Annotated in this window: 16 protein-coding genes; 10 read left to right on the top strand and 6 right to left on the bottom strand. The window is 70.3% G+C overall.

Annotated elements, in window-relative coordinates; translation table 11 throughout:
• Positions 1-13: 13 nt before the first annotated feature.
• From ACZ7OO_RS03225 to ACZ7OO_RS03210, 4 genes are all read right to left on the bottom strand, one after another.
• Positions 14-1237: a glycoside hydrolase family 113 gene (locus ACZ7OO_RS03225; protein WP_471500946.1), complete on the bottom strand. Its 1224-nt coding sequence runs from the start codon at positions 1235-1237 to the stop codon at positions 14-16.
• Positions 1238-1259: 22 nt separating this feature from the next.
• Positions 1260-2711 (bottom strand): glycosyltransferase family 2 protein, encoded by a 1452-nt coding sequence (locus ACZ7OO_RS03220; RefSeq protein ID WP_471500944.1) that lies wholly within the window; start codon positions 2709-2711, stop codon positions 1260-1262.
• Between the two features lie 259 nt (positions 2712-2970).
• Positions 2971-4356, bottom strand: a complete 1386-nt coding sequence (locus tag ACZ7OO_RS03215) for a glycosyl hydrolase (RefSeq protein ID WP_471500942.1) — start codon at positions 4354-4356, stop codon at positions 2971-2973.
• Positions 4357-4621: 265 nt separating this feature from the next.
• Entirely contained in the window at positions 4622-5500 is an 879-nt protein-coding gene (locus ACZ7OO_RS03210) for a hypothetical protein (protein WP_471500940.1), read from the bottom strand.
• 333 nt (positions 5501-5833) lie between these two features.
• Between ACZ7OO_RS03210 and rplM the strand changes: the two genes are divergently transcribed.
• From rplM to ACZ7OO_RS03190, 4 genes are all read left to right on the top strand, one after another.
• On the top strand, positions 5834-6277 hold the full coding sequence (gene rplM / locus ACZ7OO_RS03205) for a 50S ribosomal protein L13 (protein ID WP_352223065.1): 444 nt from the start codon (positions 5834-5836) through the stop codon (positions 6275-6277).
• Positions 6278-6319: 42 nt separating this feature from the next.
• The gene (gene rpsI / locus ACZ7OO_RS03200; protein WP_352223063.1) at positions 6320-6841 is read left to right on the top strand and encodes a 30S ribosomal protein S9; all 522 of its coding nucleotides are present in this window, start codon (positions 6320-6322) and stop codon (positions 6839-6841) included.
• Between the two features lie 228 nt (positions 6842-7069).
• On the top strand, positions 7070-8428 hold the full coding sequence (glmM, locus tag ACZ7OO_RS03195; protein ID WP_471500938.1) for a phosphoglucosamine mutase: 1359 nt from the start codon (positions 7070-7072) through the stop codon (positions 8426-8428).
• Positions 8429-8529: 101 nt separating this feature from the next.
• On the top strand, positions 8530-9063 hold the full coding sequence (locus ACZ7OO_RS03190; RefSeq protein ID WP_471500936.1) for a hypothetical protein: 534 nt from the start codon (positions 8530-8532) through the stop codon (positions 9061-9063).
• On the opposite strand, the gene ACZ7OO_RS03185 is transcribed toward ACZ7OO_RS03190, so the two are convergent.
• The gene (locus ACZ7OO_RS03185) at positions 9060-10007 is read right to left on the bottom strand and encodes a DUF389 domain-containing protein (protein ID WP_471500934.1); all 948 of its coding nucleotides are present in this window, start codon (positions 10005-10007) and stop codon (positions 9060-9062) included. The genes ACZ7OO_RS03190 and ACZ7OO_RS03185 overlap by 4 nt on opposite strands.
• Before the next feature lie 25 nt (positions 10008-10032).
• Positions 10033-11022, bottom strand: a complete 990-nt coding sequence (gene coaA, locus ACZ7OO_RS03180) for a type I pantothenate kinase (RefSeq protein ID WP_471500932.1) — start codon at positions 11020-11022, stop codon at positions 10033-10035.
• 499 nt (positions 11023-11521) lie between these two features.
• Here coaA and glmS point away from each other — a divergent pair, with 499 nt between their 5' ends.
• The 6 genes from glmS to alr all read left to right on the top strand — a co-directional run bounded on the left by glmS (position 11522) and on the right by alr (position 18259).
• A complete protein-coding gene (gene glmS, locus ACZ7OO_RS03175; protein ID WP_471500930.1) occupies positions 11522-13369 on the top strand; it encodes a glutamine--fructose-6-phosphate transaminase (isomerizing) in 1848 nt (615 codons plus the stop codon).
• Between the two features lie 57 nt (positions 13370-13426).
• The gene (locus ACZ7OO_RS03170; protein WP_471500928.1) at positions 13427-13762 is read left to right on the top strand and encodes a hypothetical protein; all 336 of its coding nucleotides are present in this window, start codon (positions 13427-13429) and stop codon (positions 13760-13762) included.
• 55 nt (positions 13763-13817) lie between these two features.
• The gene (locus tag ACZ7OO_RS03165; protein ID WP_471500926.1) at positions 13818-14189 is read left to right on the top strand and encodes a holo-ACP synthase; all 372 of its coding nucleotides are present in this window, start codon (positions 13818-13820) and stop codon (positions 14187-14189) included.
• A gap of 54 nt (positions 14190-14243) precedes the next feature.
• Complete coding sequence (locus tag ACZ7OO_RS03160; RefSeq protein ID WP_471500925.1) at positions 14244-15695, top strand: NAD(P)H-hydrate dehydratase; 1452 nt, start codon at positions 14244-14246, stop codon at positions 15693-15695.
• A gap of 341 nt (positions 15696-16036) precedes the next feature.
• The gene (locus ACZ7OO_RS03155) at positions 16037-16957 is read left to right on the top strand and encodes a L,D-transpeptidase (protein ID WP_471500923.1); all 921 of its coding nucleotides are present in this window, start codon (positions 16037-16039) and stop codon (positions 16955-16957) included.
• A 105-nt stretch (positions 16958-17062) separates the two neighbouring features.
• A complete protein-coding gene (gene alr, locus ACZ7OO_RS03150) occupies positions 17063-18259 on the top strand; it encodes an alanine racemase (protein WP_471500921.1) in 1197 nt (398 codons plus the stop codon).
• The last annotated feature ends 4 nt before the right edge of the window (positions 18260-18263 follow it).

Here is an 18263-nt window from a genome sequence, read left to right as displayed (position 1 = left end):
TTGCCTCGCTCGGTCAGCTAGCGGTGTCAGTCCCGGGGCCCGCGTAGTCGGAGGTGAAACAGGACTTGATCGCCTTCTCGGAGAGAGGACGACCGGCGAAGTCGAGCCGGGAGGCAACCTTGTCGTCGGGCTTGTCGTTGGGGTCGTCGTCGAAGTAGACCGACCACCAGTAGACGCCGCTCATCTTCCGTTCCTGGACCACCCGGCAGACGGCGGTGTACCAGTTGGCCTGCACCTGGAGGTTGACGGCGCGCTTGGTGTAGAAGTTGCCGGGGGAGTGGTAGGCGCCGTTCATGGCGCCGATGCCGGCCTCGGCGATGGTGATCTTCGGCAGGGAGCCGGTGGCCTTCTTGTCCAGCCACTTGTCCCAGCCGTCGACGAGGGTGTTCACCGAGGCGTCGTCGCCGACCTTGACGGGGAAGTACGCGTCGATGCCGAGGTGACTGACGGGCATGGAGATCGGGCCGCTGACGTAGTTGTCCCAGTTCGCGTCGTACGCGACCTCGCCGCTGAACACCTTCTCGGCGTCGTCCACGAGCGCGTTCCAACGGCCGTCGCCCTCCATGGAGTTCAGCTCGGTGCCGATGACGAAGGTTGCCGCCTGCTCGCCGTCCGCGGCTTTCAGGTAGGGCGTCAGGAACTTCTGGTACGAGGCGAACCAGGCGTCACGGCCCGAGGGGGCGATGTTCCCGCGCCAGTTGCCGTCCGCGATGTCGAGCGAGGTCTCGTCCATGAGCGGCCGTACGGTCGTGCGCAGTCCGGCCTCGTGGAAGATCGCCAGCACCCGGGCGAGCCGCTCGGGGGTGGGGGTCTTGGCACCGCCGCTGATCTTCGTCGAGGACTTGTTCCCGGTGAAGAACGGGAAGGAGACGCTGACGGAGTTGGCATGCAGGCCGACCAGGTAGTTCGCGTGCAGCCGGGCCTGCTTCTCCACGTATTCGAGGGAGTGCTCGGGGTTGTCCTCCCAGTAGAGCTGGACGCCCCACTGCGGCATGCCCTCCTTCCACTCGGTGTCGACCTTGGCGACCTCGGTGTTCTCCGAAGACGCCGTGGCGCCGGCGCTGGACTTGGAGCCGACCGGGTGGGTGGGCTCGCTGCCGTCGAGCACCAGGTGGGGCACGAGGGATCCGGACGACCACTGCAGCGGGTGATCGCCGATCACGAAGGGAGCCGCGACCACGAGAGAGATGACGGTGACGGGGAGCACGGCGAGCATGGGCAGGCGTGCGCGCTTCATGGGTGTGAGGTCTCTTCCGGGGTCAGGCGGGCTTGGCGATGACGACGAACTTGTTCTCCTCGCGGCGGAGGAACTTCCAGAGGCCCTTGATGCCCCCGATTCCTTCGACGAGGGAGAAGTAGGGCAGCAGCAGGAGGACCACCACCGGCTCCCACCACCTGCGCCGGCCGCTGAGCGAGGCGATCGCGTTGAGCCGCAGCCCTTCCCAGTACGCCCAGATCACATACGCGAAGCTCGTCGACCACAGAATGACCACCGACTGGGTCACGGGCGAGGTGTTCATGTCGCCGATGAACCAGGCGACGAAGATGATCGTTCCGACGTGCTGGAGCGGGCCGAGGATCCAGCTCGTCACGCAGATGGTCAGGAACCAGCGGTAGCGCAGCGGGACCCTGCGGTTGAAGCAGAGGGCGACCAGGCCCCAGGCCCAGCGCTCGCGCTGCTTGATGAAGTCCTTGGCGTTGGCCGGCGAGGCGCCGTAGCAGCGGCCGTTGAACCAGTCGCTGCGGCCCGGGTAGAGACGGCAGAAGGTCAGGGCGAGCCGGGCGTCCTCGACGATCTCCCTGGGGCCGAAGTCCCAGCCGATCTCGGCCTCGATGGAGGCACGGATGACGAGCAGCTCACCGTGCACGCCGGCGGCCGGGGTACCGAGGCCGGTGAAGGCCCGGAAGCGCGCGATGTCGTCGGCGGGGCGGATGGCGTCGGCGAACCAGGTGATCAGGCTCACCGCGTTCTCGCGCGGGTAGGTCAGGATGCCCTGCGCCATGTGCTTGACCTCTTCCGGGGTCGCACGGCGCTGGCGGTTGATGAACTGCGCGAGGGACGCCGAGGTGTCCGGGCCGACACCGGTGTCGTCGTCCATGTGCAGTACCCAGACGTGGGCGAGGGCCTCGCGCTCCTCGATGCGCAGCTCGTGGGCGTAGTTGTTGGCGCGGGCCTTGAAGCGGGTGCCGTTCTCGGTCTCGTACGCCTTGGGCACGGTGACCACCCGGATCAGCGGGCTGACCGCGGCCAGCTCGTCGATCCGCTGGGCGGCCTCGCAGCCCTCCTCGGTGAGCACGTCCACGCGCATGTACGGGAACCACTCCGGCAGGTGCTCCACGTAGGAGAGGACGGAGCGCTCCAGGGCCGGGTAGGTGTCGTGCCGCCCGATGGTGGGCACGAGGACGATCAGGAAGTCCTGGTCCACCAGAGCCGGCGGGGTCATCAGATGCGCCTTGCGGAGCCGGCGGCGGATGAGGAAGAACCCCTGGACTGACACGAGTACACCCGGAACCGGAAGGGCCCAGCAGATGGTGATCAGCCATGCCAGCGGCGAGTCGCTGGGTGTGTACGACCACAGGCTGAACACGGTCAGGAAGACCAGCGGGATCAGGAACGGCAGGATGCCCGGTTTCCAGGCAGCGGTGCGCTTCGCCAGTTTCGCGGTGTGACGCGAATGCGGCGCACCGCCGTCGACTGTTGTCGATGCCATGACGACTGCGGAACTCCCCGTGAGATCGGTGGCGCGGAGGCATCGACGGACCACGGCCGTGGGTGGCATGGCAGAGCACACCACGACGGCTTCGCTGTTCCGGGTTCGATCCCCCCACGCCGTTTGTCGGCGCATCGGTCAGTCGCCTCTCAGATGCCCCCCCGGGCGCCCGAACCACTGACCGAACAGAGCCACGATCTTTGCATGTATGTGCGATACATGGGAATGCATGTGTGGAAACTGTGTTCAGAAGGTAACCTCAGCGACTTTTGTGCAGCGATTCCCAGTCCACATCCCAAACGCGGACGGGGTCGCCACCGGTGATCACCTTGGGTGAGTCGTAGGTCCGCTTCACATCGGCCGTGGTGTTCTTCCCCCGGGGCGCGGAGAGATTGTCGTACGACAGCGCCTGGCCCCACACCGTCCACATGACCCACGGCGTCCGGGTCAGGGTCCGGGGCTGCGCCGCGTTCAGCGGGACGTGGAATGACTCGGCGACGACGCGTGGCCTGCGGTACTCCTCCAGGCCCCGGTACCAGACCTCGGTCCAGGCGTCGCCCATCGGTTCGGCCGGGGTGTCTGTGTAGTCGTCGACGCCGACGACGTCGACGTAGCCGCCGCCCGGGTAGTACGCCCCGGGCCGCCGGTCGTCGGTGCCGTCCCAGGAACTCGGCGACCAGACGAAGATCAGGTTGTGCAGGCCGCGACGGTGCACCAGGTAGTCGTGGGTCAGCCGCCACAGCTTCCGGAAGGCGGCAGGATCCTGCCCCGCCCACCAGAAGCCATGGCCCCGCCGGGTGTTCATCTCGTGGTACGGGCGCAGCAGCACCGGCACCCCCTGATCGGCGAGATAGCCGAGGTGGTCCGCGAGAAAGTCGAGGTCGTGCAGCAGGGCCCGGTGCTCGGCGCTGCCCGCGGTGGCCACCCGGCCGAACCAGCCGCGGTCCTTCGCGCCGGGGGAGTTGCGCAGCAGGGTCTGTTCGAAGCCCTTGACCGGGCTGCCCGGATACGGCTGGTGGAAGGAGAAGCCGACCAGGCCTGCGGGGCCGCCGCCGTTGTGCGGCAGGGAGACGTCGGCACCGGAGGCGCACTCCTGGTGGGGGCCGGAGGGCCGGTAGGAGCCGTCGGCCGCCCGGGGCAGGCCCGACCACACACCGACGGCGAGGTCCACGGCGTCCTCTACGTACCCCCAGTAACGCCGGCAGGCCGGCCACGCCTTGGAATACGGGCGTGCCGTGCCCACCGCCCATCCCGGCTGCCCGTAGCCGGGGCCGAGGTCCAGTTCCACGAAGCCGGGCAGGCGTCCGGTGATGTCCCGGGCCTTGCGGTAGTAGTAGCCCGGCTGCTTGGTACCCCGGTAGTCGCCGTACCCCGCGTTGTAACGCTCGTTCTGCAGCTCCACGTGCTGCCCGATCACGGTACGGGTCGCACGGCCGCGGCGGGCGTCGTTCTCCAGGCCGGCCAGCAGCGCGTAGACCCGGCGGGCCGCGGGCGTCGCCTCGGGGTCACGGTCCCGCAGATCGGTGGGGACGAGCCGCGGGGCCCGCGCGCCGTCCTCGTGGTCCAGCCAGGCCCGCCACAGCGCCAGCGGACCCAGCAGCCCCGCGGTGATCCCCGCCCCTATGAGCCCCACCCGTCCCCGCATGCGCATGACCCTCGCCCGCCCCCGTCCCCTCCCCGACCGAACCCCGATGCCATTGTCCCGCCGGTCAGGGACTGAGCGGGCTCGACGACGAAGCCACGCCACCGCCGGGACGCATAGACCACCCGGCCCGTGTTCCGCCCCGTGCCTGGACCGTGAGAAAGACACGGCTCGACGCGGTCACCGCCGTCGCCCCGTTCGGCGTCAGCGGGCCCGTCTTCGCGTTGGTGCGGGCTCGGGGGAAACTCTCACGCGCTCCGCGGATACGTCACTGGCCGGCGGCCGCAGAGGCCTGGGCCTCGCCCCGCCTGCGGATCTGCCGGAAGGTGAACTCGGCCAGGTCGTCACCGGTCTGGAAGACCTTGGTGGCCTTGGTGGTGACGTCCTTGCCGTTGAGGAAGCCGGCGGTGGTGAAGTAGGCGTACCGGCCGTAGGAGTTGGTCGTCGTACGGCAGACGCCGGAGGTGCAGAAGGCCTTCACCCCGGAGCCGGCCAGCGCGCTGACGAAGCCCTTCTTGTCGGCCTCGGTCTTGGCCTTGGCCGCCTGCGTCTGGGTGTCGAAGACGGCGACGCCGACCGTCACCGCGACGCCGTCCTTGAAGTAGGTGACGCGCATCAACCGGGTGCAGTCGTTCTTGGTGAGGACGTTGGGGAGGGTGCCCTTGGCGGCCGTGGCGCACTTCTTGGTGTCGGCCGTGGCGCCCTTCTTGTACACCGTCTCGCCCATGGTCAGCTGGGTGCCCGGGAAGAGGGTCTCGGCGCTGAGCGGCGCCGTGTCCTTCTTCACGCTGGATATGAAGTCCTCGGGGTTCAGCGGCGGCGGCGCGCTGGTCGGCGCGAAGGACGGCGTCGAGTCGGCCGAGTCGCTCGGCAGCGAGGCGCTCGCGGGCAGGTTGGAAGGCGTGCCCGAGGCATTGTCGTTGCCGTTCGCGGACACCACGGCCATGGCGACGGCGGTGCCGATCGCCAGCGTGGCGACCACACCACCGCCGATGAACAGCACTCTGCGCCGTTTGTTGCGCGTCTCCGAGGCCTCGGCGAGCGCGGCCCAGTCCGGGGTCTGGTCGGTGCCACCGTTCCAGGGCTGCTGCGACTGCGGTTTCCAGGGATCCCACTGGGACTGGGGTCCCCCCTGCCCATAACTCATGGGGCGCATCTTAGACGGGGGCCGGGGGGTACCGGTGCGACAGTACGAAGGGGGATAGTGGACCTTTGGGGCACGGGGGAGCATCCCGGCGCCGTCGCGCGCTTCCGATGTCTGCGCGAGCTCGTTTTGACCCGTCCGGGGGCGCCCCGGTACGCTGACTGTTCGTTGTGTATTGGCTTGCTCATTCTCACGGGACGGGCCCTTACACCGGTCCACCGGGCCGATGACCAGCAACCCCACGTACGCGGTATGCGTCGCCGCAGTGGCTCAGGCTGTCGTGATCGTTTCGGTGACCTGTTCAGGACCATTCACTCGAAGCGAAGGCTACGAACCGTGCGTACGTACAGCCCCAAGCCCGGCGATGTGACGCGCCAGTGGCACGTCATCGACGCTCAGGACATTGTCCTGGGTCGTCTCGCCACCACCGCCGCGTCCCTTCTGCGGGGCAAGCACAAGCCGATCTACGCCCCCCACGTCGACACCGGTGACTTCGTCATCATCGTCAACGCCGACAAGGTGCACCTGTCCGGCAACAAGCGGACCCAGAAGATGGCGTACCGCCACTCCGGCTACCCGGGTGGTCTGCGCTCCGTCCGCTACGACGAGCTGCTCGACAAGAACCCCGAGAAGGCCATCGAGAAGGCCGTCAAGGGCATGCTCCCGAAGAACACCCTGGGCCGTCAGATGCTCTCCAAGCTGAAGGTCTACCGAGGCGAGAACCACCCGCACGCTGCGCAGCAGCCGGTTCCTTTCGAGATCACCCAGGTCGCGCAGTAAGTCCGGCCACCCCCTAAGACGAAAAGAAATCTGAGGAGAATCGTGGCCGAGACCACCGTTGAGCAGCCGGTCGAAGAGACTGAGCTTGTCGACATTGACAGCTACACCACCGAGTCCGAGGTCCCCGTCGAGGGCGAGTACACCTCGGAGTCGATGGCGTCCCGCTTCGGCGACCCGCAGCCGGCCGCCGGCCTGGGCCGTCGCAAGAACGCCATCGCCCGCGTCCGGATCGTCCCGGGCACCGGCAAGTGGAAGATCAACGGTCGCACCCTTGAGGACTACTTCCCCAACAAGGTGCACCAGCAGGAAGTCAACGAGCCCTTCAAGGTGCTGGAGCTCGAGGGCCGTTACGACGTCGTCGCCCGCATCGCCGGTGGCGGTGTCTCCGGCCAGGCCGGTGCGCTCCGACTCGGTGTCGCCCGCGCGCTGAACGAGGCCGACGTCGACAACAACCGCGGCCCGCTCAAGAAGGCCGGCTTCCTCAAGCGCGACGACCGTGCGGTCGAGCGCAAGAAGGCCGGTCTGAAGAAGGCCCGCAAGGCCCCGCAGTACAGCAAGCGTTAATCGCCCGCTGCCTGCTCGTACGTCTATACGGGCCTGGCCCGCGTATCCGGGTTCTGGCCCGACGCGTACTCCGAACGCCCCGGCGGCACGCCACATGTGCCGCCGGGGCGTTCGTTTATCCCAGCCAAGGGCGTATAACGACACAAGACGCTCAAAGGCTGGTGTGATCGCATGACTAAGCGCCTGCCATTATTTCCTGGCAGCAAGGACGCTTCTTCAGGAGGACAAGTGGGACGACTCTTCGGCACGGACGGCGTGCGCGGCGTCGCCAACGCGGACCTGACGGCCGAGATGGCGCTCGGGCTGTCGGTCGCGGCGGCGCACGTGCTGGCCGAGGCGGGCACGTTCGAGGGCCACCGGCCGAAGGCGGTCGTCGGACGGGATCCGCGCGCGTCCGGGGAGTTCCTGGAGGCGGCCGTGGTCGCGGGTCTGGCGAGCGCGGGCGTCGACGTCCTGCGCGTCGGCGTGCTGCCCACCCCGGCGGTCGCGCACCTGACCGGCGCACTCGGCGCCGACCTCGGTGTCATGCTCTCCGCCAGCCACAACGCCATGCCGGACAACGGCATCAAGTTCTTCGCCCGCGGCGGCCACAAGCTCGCCGACGAGCTGGAGGACCGGATCGAGGCGGTGTACGAGTCCCACCGGCACGGTGAGCCCTGGGAGCGGCCCACCGGCTCGGGCGTCGGCCGGGTGCGGTCGTACGACGAGGGCTCCGAGCAGTACATCGCCCATCTGCTGTCGGTCCTCCCGAACCGGTTCGACGGGCTGAAGATTGTCCTGGACGAGGCGCACGGCGCGGCCGCGGGGGTCTCGCCGGAGGCGTTCCGCCGGGCCGGCGCGGAGATCGTCACGATCGGCGCGGAGCCGGACGGGCTCAACATCAACGACGGCTGCGGCTCCACACACCTCGGCAAGCTGAAGGCCGCGGTCGTCGAGCACGGGGCCGTCCTCGGTATCGCGCACGACGGCGACGCCGACCGGTGCCTCGCCGTCGACCACACCGGCGAGGAGGTCGACGGCGACCAGATCCTGGCGGTGCTGGCGCTGGCCATGCGGGAACGGGGGGCGCTGCGCGCCGACACCGTTGTCGCCACCGTCATGTCCAACCTCGGCTTCAAGCTGGCGCTGGAGCGGGAGGGGCTGCACCTCATCCAGACCGCGGTCGGCGACCGGTACGTTCTGGAGGAGATGAAGGAGCACGGATACGCCCTCGGCGGCGAGCAGTCCGGGCACGTGATCATCCTCGACCACGCGACCACCGGTGACGGCACGCTGACCGGGCTGCTGCTGGCGGCGCGGGTCGCGGAGACCGGGCGGTCGCTGCGGGAGCTGGCGGGCGTGATGAAGCGGCTGCCCCAGGTGCTGATCAATGTGCCGGACGTCGACAGGTCCCGGGTGAAGACCTCCGGGGACCTGGCGGCGGCGGTCGCGGAGGCGGAGCGGGAACTGGGGGAGACCGGGCGGGTACTGCTGCGCCCTTCGGGCACGGAGCCGTTGGTGCGGGTGATGGTGGAGGCCGCGGACATCGAGCAGGCCCGGTCGGTGGCGGGGCGGCTGGCCGACGCGGTGAAGTCGGCGCTGGGGTGAGCCCCAAGGCCTAACAGGAAGTGCACGACTGGACACCGACTGTTTCTCTGGCATCGAGGCCGCTCAGCGCGGCGCCCCCTCGATCGGAAGAGACACACAGCATGAACTTCGTGCTCAGCACCCTGAAGCGAGCGGCCGGTCCGGTCCTGGTGGCGGGTCTCGCCGTCACCTCGTCCGCCACGCCGGCCGCCGCCGCCCAGGCACCGGGCTCCACGGCGTTCCGGATCTTCGGTGGCCTGGTCGGGCTCCAGGCCCGCACCGGCGTGAACAACCAGGTCACGGCCGTCAGCTCCAGTGGCCGTCTGATCCTCACGGACAGCACGGGCATCGCGATCGGCCCCGGCTGCACCCGGGTGAGTGCCACGAGCGCCGACTGCGGCAGCGTCCTGACCGTCACCCGGCTCGCGATAGCGCTGGGCGACGGGAACGACACCTTCGACGGCTCCGCCGCTGCGGTCCGCACCACCGTCGACGCCGGCACGGGCACCGACAGCGTGACCACCGACGGCGGCGACGACGTGATCGGCGTGGAGGACAACGCCGGGGGTGACACGGTGAACTGCGGCTCCGGCGCCGACACGGTGTTCGCCGACCCGGGCGACAACATCGCCGCGAACTGCGAAAGGCAGCTCTAGATACCGCCCGCCTTCGCCGTACGCTCCCGCTGTCTGGCCCAGAACCACTTCTGGGCCAGCAGCGTCAGCGTTCCCGCCAGGACGATCCCCAGCAGGTTCAGCAGCAGTTGCTCTGTCGAGCCCCACGCCTGCCGGTACTCCGTGAACGCGAAGGCCACCGCGGCGTTCGCCGCTGCAGGGACCGTCGTCACCGAGATCGCCACGCCCACGAGGGCGCCCGACTTCGCCGAGGTCAGGGAGAGTATGCCCGCGATGCCGGCCAGCACCGCCACCACGAACGAGAACGCGTCGGGCCGGTAGATGAAGTTGGTGTTCGGGCGTTCCGCCTCCAGCTGCACCTTGGTGAACAGACCTACGCCGTCCATGAAGTAGGTGAACCCGACCGTCACCAGCATCGCCACGGCGAAGCCGACGAGCAGCGCGGTGAGGGAACGCACGGCCAGGCGGGGGTGGCGCCGGACCAGTGCCGTGCAGATACCGGCCAGCGGGCCGAACTCCGGGCCCACCGCCATCGCCCCCACGATCAGGATCGCGTTGTCCAGGACGACACCGCAGGCCGCGATCATCGTGGCCAGGGTGATGAAGGCGACGTAGGTGACCGACAGCGTCGACTCCTCGTGGGTCGCCTCGGTCAGCCCCTCCCACAGCACGGCGTCCGCACCCTCGCCCGGCGCCTCCGCCTCGGCCTTGTCGGCCCGGTGAGACAGGCTCAGGTCGATGTCCTCGACGGCGATCGAGCCGGTGCGGTCGAGGTCCAACGCCCTGAGCGCGCCGATGAGTTCGTCGCCCGCCTCACGGGCCACGTCACACATCACGACGTCCCCGGCGGGGTTGCGGGCGGCGCCCGGCAGCACCACGAGGTGGGCGGTGCCGACCGTTCTCTCGATCAGCCGGACCACGTCGTCCGTGCGGTCCGCCGGGGTGATCAGGCGCAGATGCAGCATGACGCCTTTCTAACAGGCGCCGGTGTCAGAGCTTTCGCAGCCTCAGCCGCTGCACCTTGTGGTCCGGGCCCTTGCGGACGACCAGGGTGGCGCGGCCGCGGGTGGGGGCGATGTTCTCGACCAGGTTGGGCTTGTTGATGGTCCGCCACAGACCGCGGGCGTAGTCCACCGCCTCCTCCTCGGCGACCTGGGTGTACTTGCGGAAGTACGAGTCCGGGTTCTGGAAGGCGGTAGCGCGCAGCTTGCGGAAACGGTTGAGGTACCAGCGCTCGATGTCCTCGACGCCGGCGTCGACGTACACACTGAAGTCGAAGTAGTCGGCGAGGCCGACCCGGGTGCGGCCGTCCGAGCCCGGCAGGGCGGGCTGGAGGACGTTGAGGCCCTCTACGATCAGGATGTCGGGGCGCCGGACGGTGAGCTTCCGGTCCGGGACGATGTCGTAGATGAGGTGGGAGTAGACGGGGGCGGTGACCTCGCCCTTGCCGGCCTTGATGTCGGCGACGAAGCGGGTCAGGGCCCGGCGGTCGTACGACTCGGGGAAACCCTTGCGTGCCATCAGACCGCGGGCTTCGAGCTCCTTGGTGGGCAGCAGGAAACCGTCCGTCGTCACCAGCTCGACGCGCGGGTGCTCGGGCCAGCGGGAGAGCAGGGCCTGGAGGAGCCGGGCGACGGTCGACTTCCCGACGGCCACCGAGCCCGCAACGCCTATGACGAACGGGGTGCCGGACTGGGAGCCCTGCTCACCGAGGAAGGTGTTCAGGGCGCCTCTGAGCCCGTCCGTGGCACCGACGTACAGATTGAGCAGCCGGGACAGCGGGAGGTAGATGTCCCGCACCTCGTCGAGGTCGATGACGTCGCCGAGGCCACGCAGCTTCTCGACCTCCTCGGCGGTGAGCGGCAACGGCGTCTTGTCGCGCAGCGCGCTCCACTCGGAACGGGTGAGGTCGACATAGGGAGTCGCCTCCGGCCTGTGCCGGTGGGCGCTCCGGGGTATCGGGGAGACCGGTGAGATCACATTCCATTGTTAACGGAGTTTGAACGGGGTGGGGGGTGGGGTGGGTCACGTGGGGAGCACGGCGGGAGCCCGGTACGGGGGTGGGTCAGGGGCGGAAGCCCGTTACATGGACCATGCCCCCGTGTGCGTGCCGGTCCGGTGTCCCGACCGGGAATCCCGCCGCGTCCACGTGCCAGTTCACGAAGACCCCGCCTTCGACGAAGGGCTCCACGTGCACACGCGTCCCGGGCTTCCGCTGTGCACCGTCGAGGTCGCCCCGGTGGACAGGGAGCCCCGCTCGGGCCGGCTCCCGGCGCACCTCGTCGGCCAGTGTGTCGTCTCTCCGCCTGCTGATCCTCCGCCACGGAGCGTACGCCCCGCTTCCCGCCGGCCTGTCTCACGTATGTCCCGCAGACAGCTCCTGCCTTCAACTTGTCAGGATCTTTGTCCGCGCCATAATTTCCGATTTCGGGCACGCTGAGCCGTGTTCGGGCGCGGATCGGCGCTTAGGCTGCCGCTCATGTGCGGAATCGTGGGATACGTGGGGGCGCAGTCGGCGCTCGATGTGGTGCTCGCCGGGCTGAAGCGGCTGGAGTACCGCGGGTACGACTCGGCGGGCGTCGCCGTGCTCGCGGACGGCGGGCTGGCCTCGGCCAAGAAGGCCGGGAAGCTGGTCAACCTGGAGAAGGAGCTGACGGAGCGGCCGCTGCCGGCCGGTGCCACCGGGATCGGGCACACCCGCTGGGCCACACACGGCGGGCCGACCGACGCCAACGCGCACCCGCACCTCGACAACGCGGGCCGGGTAGCCGTCGTCCACAACGGGATCATCGAGAACTTCGCCGCGCTGCGCGCCGAGTTGGCGGAGCGCGGGCACGACCTGGCCTCCGAGACGGACACCGAGGTGGTCGCGCATCTGCTGGCGGAGGAGTTCTCCGTCACCGCCGATCTCGCGGAGGCGATGCGGCTGGTGTGCCGGCGCCTGGAGGGTGCTTTCACGCTGGTCGCGGTGCACGCGGACGACCCGGACGTGGTCGTGGGTGCGCGCCGGAACTCCCCACTGGTGGTGGGCGTTGGAGAGGGAGAGGCCTTTCTCGCCTCGGACGTCGCCGCGTTCATCGCCCACACGCGGTCGGCGATCGAGCTGGGTCAGGACCAGGTGGTGGAGCTGCGCCGGGACGGCGTGACGGTGACGGGCTTCGACGGCGCCCCGGCGGACGTCCGCTCGTACCACGTCGACTGGGACGCGTCGGCAGCGGAAAAGGGGGGTTATGACTACTTCATGCTCAAGGAGATCGCCGAGCAGCCCAAGGCGGTCGCCGATACGCTCCTGGGCCGCATCGACGCGGCCGGCTCCCTGACGCTGGACGAGGTCCGGATCGGCGCCGCCGAGCTGCGGGAGGTCGACAAGGTCGTCATCGTCGCGTGCGGTACGGCCTTCCACGCGGGCCTGATCGCCAAGTACGCCATCGAGCACTGGACGCGCATCCCGTGCGAGGTGGAGCTGGCGAGCGAGTTCCGGTACCGGGACCCGATCCTGGACTCCCGGAGCCTGGTGATCGCCATCTCCCAGTCCGGCGAGACCATGGACACCCTGATGGCCCTCAGGCATGCGCGGGAACAGGGCTCCAAGGTCCTGGCGATCTGCAACACCAACGGCTCCACGATCCCGCGCGAGTCGGACGCGGTGCTCTACACCCACGCCGGGCCGGAGGTCGCGGTCGCCTCGACCAAGGCGTTCCTCACCCAGCTGGTGGCCTGCTATCTGGTCGCCCTCTACCTCGCCCAGGTGCGGGGCACCAAGTGGGGCGACGAGATCGGCGCCGTGATCCAGGACCTCTCGCACATCTCCGGTGAGGTCGAGCGGGTCCTGGAGACCATGGAGCCGGTACGGGCGCTCGCACGCTCCCTCGCCGACAAGAAGACGGTGCTGTTCCTGGGCCGGCACGTCGGCTACCCGGTCGCCCTCGAAGGCGCCCTGAAGCTGAAGGAACTGGCGTACATGCACGCCGAGGGCTTCGCGGCGGGCGAGCTGAAGCACGGGCCGATCGCGCTGGTCGAGGAGGACCTGCCGGTGGTGGTCGTGGTCCCGTCCCCGCGCGGCCGGTCCGTCCTGCACGACAAGATCGTCTCCAACATCCAGGAGATCCGGGCCCGGGGTGCGCGCACGATCGTGATCGCGGAGGAGGGGGACGAGGCGGTGGCCCCGTACGCCGACCACCTGATCCGCATCCCGGCCACGCCGACGTTGCTTCAGCCGCTGGTGGCCACGGTGCCGTTGCAGGTGTTCGCGTGTGAGCTGGCCACGGCCCGCGGCAACGAGGTGGACCAGCCGCGGAACCTGGCGAAGTCCGTGACGGTGGAGTGAGGAGACGCAGCCCGACGAGGCGAGGTGCTGGGCGTTCCCTTATCCGAGAAGGCGACCGTGGACGCCGTCACGACGGATGTGACGGACGTCCGGCCGCCGGAGCGGCGCGTGGACACCGTGCTGCGCGTCGGTCCGTCCGACGGCGAGAGCTTTCTGCTCGCCATCGAGTCGCAGTCGGGCAAGAAGGCCGAGGACCGGGCCGCGCTGATCCTTCGGGTGCTGGAGAAGCGCGGCATCCCTGTTCCCGAGGAGACGCGGGAGCGCATCACCTCGTGCACCGACCTCGACACGCTCGCCGTCTGGTTCGGCCGTTCCCCGGGCGCCACGTCGGCCGAGAACCTCTTCGCCGCGGACCCGGAGGAAGTTCCGGGAACCGGTCCGGGGCAGGCCTGAGCGTTGTCCACGAGGTAGCTCCGCGTGGTAGGCGGGTGGATCGTAGAGTGCCCGGGTGAGCATCATCGGGGTAGGGATCGACGTCGCTGAGATCGACCGGTTCCGGGAGTCGTTGGAGCGGACTCCCGGGCTGGCCCAGCGGCTGTTCGTCGAGCGGGAGTTGTTGTTGCCGAGTGGGGAGCGGCGCGGTATCGCCTCGCTCGCGGCGCGGTTCGCGGCCAAGGAGGCGCTGGCCAAGGCGCTGGGCGCGCCGCCGGGGCTGCTCTGGACGGACGCGGAGGTGTTCGTGGAGGACAGTGGGCGGCCCCGGTTGCAGGTGAAGGGGAGCGTGGCCGCGTGCGCGGCGGAACTCGGTGTGCGGTCCTGGCATGTGTCCCTCAGCCATGACGCCGGGGTGGCGTCGGCGGTGGTGATCGCCGAGGGGTGACCCGGGTGGGGTGGGCGGATGCGCGTCCCGGCGGTTCCGGGGGAGACTCGGGGCATGCGGACTGCTTACAGCGTGGAGACGGTACGGGCGGCCGAGCGGGAGTTGATGGCGCGGCTGCCGGAAGGGGCGCTGATGCAGCGTGCCGCCGCCGGGCTGGCCGCCGCCTGCGCCGAGTTGCTCGGACGGGTGTACGGCAGCCGGGTGGTGCTGCTGGTCGGCAGCGGGGACAACGGCGGGGACGCGCTGTACGCCGGGGCGCGGCTCGCGAGGAGAGGGGCGGGGGTGACCGCCGTACTCCTGACGCCGGATCGGGCGCATGACGGGGGACTGGCGGCGCTGCGGCGCGCCGGGGGGGCAGTCGTCACGGCTGATGCCGCCGACGAGTTGATTCTGCGGTCCGATCTCGTCGTCGACGGGATCGTGGGGATCGGTGGGAAGGGCGGGCTGCGGCCCGAGGCGGCCGCGCTGGTCGGTGTGGTGGAGCGGTCTCGGGCCGCCGTCGTCGCCGTGGACCTGCCCAGTGGGGTGGAGGCGGACAGCGGGCAGGTGCGGGGAGCGGCCGTACGGGCGGACCTGACCGTCACCTTCGGGACGCACAAGCCGGGGCTGCTGATCGATCCGGCGCGGGAGTACGCCGGTTCGGTGCGGCTGGTCGACATCGGGCTTGAACTGCCCGAGGAGGCCGAACTGGAGGCGTTGCAGGACGTGGACGTGGCGCGGCTGCTGCCGATGCCGTCGGCGGAGAGCGACAAGTACCGGCGGGGGGTGGTGGGCATCGCGGCCGGGTCGGCCCGTTATCCCGGGGCCGCGGTGCTCGCCGTCGCTGGGGCGTTGCGGGGCGGGGCCGGGGCCGTACGGTACGCCGGGCCCGCCGGGGACGAGGTGCTGGCCCGCTTTCCCGAGACGCTGGTGTCGGACGGGGGGCCGCGCAAGGCCGGGCGGGTGCAGGCGTGGGTGGTCGGGCCGGGGGTCGGTGACCACGCCGAGGTCGTCGCCGAGGTGCTGGAGGCGGACGTACCGGTGCTGGTCGACGCGGACGGGCTGCGGCTCGCCGACCGGGACGCGGTACGCGGTCGTACGGCGCCCACGCTGATGACGCCTCACGCCGGGGAGGCGGCCGCCCTGTTGGGGGTACGGCGGGACGAGGTCGAGGCCGGCAGGCTCGCGGCGGTACGGGAGCTGGCGGGGGCGTACCGGGCGACGGTGCTGCTCAAGGGGGCGACGACGCTGGTGGCGGAGCCGGGGGGTGCGGTGGCCGTGCGGGTGAACTCGACGGGGACACCGTGGCTTGCCACCGCCGGGAGCGGAGACGTGCTGTCGGGACTTGCGGGGTCGCTGCTGGCGTCCGGGCTGGACGGGCGGGACGCGGGGAGTGTGGCGGCGTATCTGCACGGCCTCGCGGGGCGGTTCGCGGCGGAGGGGGCGCCCACCGTTGCGCATGCGGTGGCTGACGAGTTGCCGTCGGCGTGGCGGGGAGTCTTCCCGCCTACCCGCCCGACTCGGTAGGCCGGGACCTCACCGTCACGGGGCTGCGCCCCTGACCCGTGGGGGCGGCGGTAGTTTCGGGCGCGGGTGAGTGGGGGCTGGTCGCGCAGTTCCCCGCGCCCCTGAGGGGCGCTCACCTCGCGTCGGCCGCATAGCCGTTCCCCTGCCGGGAAGAGGCGCCCCGCTCGCCTCGGCCGCGGAGTGGGCCCCCGTGTCGCGGAAGGGCGCCCCGCTCGCGTCGGCTGGATGGTTGCGGGTGCCGCAGCCAGTGTCCCCCGTCCCGCCGGAGGCACGTGCATCCGTCGGGTGACCTGGCCGCGCGGCTCCCCCGGATTCCCAGGGGCTCGGGGTTGTCTGATCGCATGATTAGTGGACGAATCACGCGTCATCGGTACGGGTTTGCGCGCGGGGCCGCCGGTACCCTCGTCGCATCCGTGGCCGTTCTCTGCCTGGGGGCCGGAAGTGTCGCCGCGGACACCGCTCCCAAACCCCCCGCCGCCATCGCCGAGTCGGACCTGGTGCCCGGGGTCGCGCCCGGCCCCGGGCAGTCCTGGCAGGTCGACACCCCCGACCAGATGCTGCCGCCGAAGGTGTACACGCCCAGCGCCGAGGAGGACGCCGTCGAGCCCAAGGCGGCGGCGCCGGGGGCGTACGACCTCGTCGAGTACGTGCCGCTCAGCGACGCCGTCTCCAAGGTGAGCTGCTCCAAGCTGACCGGGCCGTACCAGCGGCAGATCGAGCAGTGGCTGAAGCTGAAGGTGGACGGGAAGCAGTCCGTGTCCGACTGCAAGGCCATCCAGACGTTCCAGAAGAAGTACAAGATCAAGCCGGCGATCGGGTTCGCGGGGCCCGTGACCTGGTACCAGATGATGCTCCTGTCGGCGAAGAAGAACCCGAACGCCAAGAAGAACTGCCCCGTGAAGTCGTACCGGGTCGCCTGCGTCGATCTCAACCGGCAGGTCACCTGGGTGCAGAAGGGCAGCAAGGTCGTCTTCGGGCCGGTGCAGATGCGCAGCGGGCGGAAGGGGTACGCGACCCGGGCCGGGTGGCACTCCGTCTACTGGCGGCACAAGAACCACTGGTCCACGCTCTACAACTCGCCCATGCCGTACGCCCAGTTCTTCGACGGCGGCCAGGCCTTCCACGCCGTCTACGGCTCCATCTACACCACCGTCGGCTCCTGGGGCTGTGTGAACCTCAAGCTCGGCGACGCGAAGAAGCTGTGGGACGTGCTGAAGAAGGGCGACAAGGTGTACGTGTGGGGGCACCGGACGGGTACCTGATCCGCCGCCCGGCGGGTACCCGAGAGTGACCGGGGCCCGCGCCGGGGCCCGTACCGGGGCCTGTGCCGGAGTGCTGTCAGAGGCCTCTGAGACACTGGGGGCGCGATGAGTGAGACAGCGACTGCACCGACCGCGCCCCTGCGCGCCCGCGCCGAGATCGATCTGGCCGCCCTGCGGGCCAACGCACGGACCCTGCGCGCCCTCGCGCCGGGCGCGGCCCTGATGGCCGTGATCAAGTCCGACGCGTACGGCCACGGGGCCGTCCGGTGTGCCCGCGCGGCCGTCGAGGCGGGCGCGAGCTGGCTCGGTACGGCCACCCCCGAGGAGGCCCTGGCGCTGCGCGCGGATCCCGGGCTTCCCGCTGACGTGCGGATCATGTGCTGGCTGTGGACCCCGGGCGGCCCGTGGCGGGAGGCCGTCGAGGCCGACCTCGACGTGTCGGTGAGCGGGATGTGGGCCCTGCGTGAGGTGGTGGCGGCGGCCGGGGAGGCCGGCCGTCCCGCTCGCGTGCAGCTCAAGGCCGACACCGGCCTCGGGCGCAACGGCTGCCAGCCCGACGACTGGCCCGCGCTGGTCGGCGCGGCCCGGCACGCCGAGGAGGCGGGGCTGATCCGGATCACCGGTATGTGGTCCCACTTCGCCTGCGCCGACGAGCCCGGCCATCCCTCCATCGCCGCCCAGCTCACCCTCTTCCGCGAGATGCTCGGGTACGCCGAGGAGCGGGGCGTGCGCCCCGAGGTGCGGCACATCGCCAACTCGCCGGCCACCCTCACCCTTCCCGAGTCCCACTTCGACCTGGTCCGCACGGGTATCGCCCTCTACGGCCTCTCGCCCAGCCCCGAGCTGGGCAGCGCGGCCGACTTCGGGCTGCGCCCGGTGATGACCCTCTCCGCCTCCCTCGCCCTGGTGAAGCACGTCCCGGGCGGCCACGGCGTGAGCTACGGGCACCAGTACGTCACACCGGGCGAGACCACCCTCGGGCTGGTCCCCGTCGGCTACGCGGACGGCATCCCGCGCCACGCCTCCGGCACCGGACCGGTGCTGGTCGGCGGCAAGTGGCGGACGGTCGCCGGGCGCGTCGCCATGGACCAGTTCGTCGTCGACCTCGGCGGCGACGAGCCCGAAGTCGGCTCCGAGGCCGTGCTCTTCGGCCCGGGCGACCGGGGCGAGCCCACCGCCGAGGACTGGGCCCAGGCCGCGGGCACGATCGCATACGAAATCGTCACCCGCATCGGAACCCGGGTTCCCCGCGTCTATGTGAACGGGGAACCGAGTGGGCAAGAACCAGGGGACGGCGGCTGACCTC

Source organism: Streptomyces sp. NPDC111744, from assembly GCF_055634995.1.
The sequence above is the reverse complement of the archived record's forward strand: the minus strand, read 5'-3'. Positions and strand labels throughout refer to the sequence as shown.

Bases quoted from the DNA above. Each gene is read 5' to 3' on its own strand.
- ACZ7OO_RS03210 (WP_471500940.1), bottom strand. From the start codon at position 5,500: ATGAGTTATGGGCAGGGGGGACCCCAGTCCCAGTGGGATCCCTGGAAA.
- ACZ7OO_RS03185 (WP_471500934.1), bottom strand. From the start codon at position 10,007: ATGCTGCATCTGCGCCTGATCACCCCGGCGGACCGCACGGACGACGTG.
- ACZ7OO_RS03215 (WP_471500942.1), bottom strand. From the start codon at position 4,356: ATGCGGGGACGGGTGGGGCTCATAGGGGCGGGGATCACCGCGGGGCTG.
- ACZ7OO_RS03225 (WP_471500946.1), bottom strand. From the start codon at position 1,237: ATGAAGCGCGCACGCCTGCCCATGCTCGCCGTGCTCCCCGTCACCGTC.
- glmS (WP_471500930.1), top strand. From the start codon at position 11,522: ATGTGCGGAATCGTGGGATACGTGGGGGCGCAGTCGGCGCTCGATGTG.
- alr (WP_471500921.1), top strand. From the start codon at position 17,063: ATGAGTGAGACAGCGACTGCACCGACCGCGCCCCTGCGCGCCCGCGCC.
- ACZ7OO_RS03220 (WP_471500944.1), bottom strand. From the start codon at position 2,711: ATGGCATCGACAACAGTCGACGGCGGTGCGCCGCATTCGCGTCACACC.
- ACZ7OO_RS03160 (WP_471500925.1), top strand. From the start codon at position 14,244: ATGCGGACTGCTTACAGCGTGGAGACGGTACGGGCGGCCGAGCGGGAG.
- ACZ7OO_RS03155 (WP_471500923.1), top strand. From the start codon at position 16,037: ATGATTAGTGGACGAATCACGCGTCATCGGTACGGGTTTGCGCGCGGG.
- ACZ7OO_RS03190 (WP_471500936.1), top strand. From the start codon at position 8,530: ATGAACTTCGTGCTCAGCACCCTGAAGCGAGCGGCCGGTCCGGTCCTG.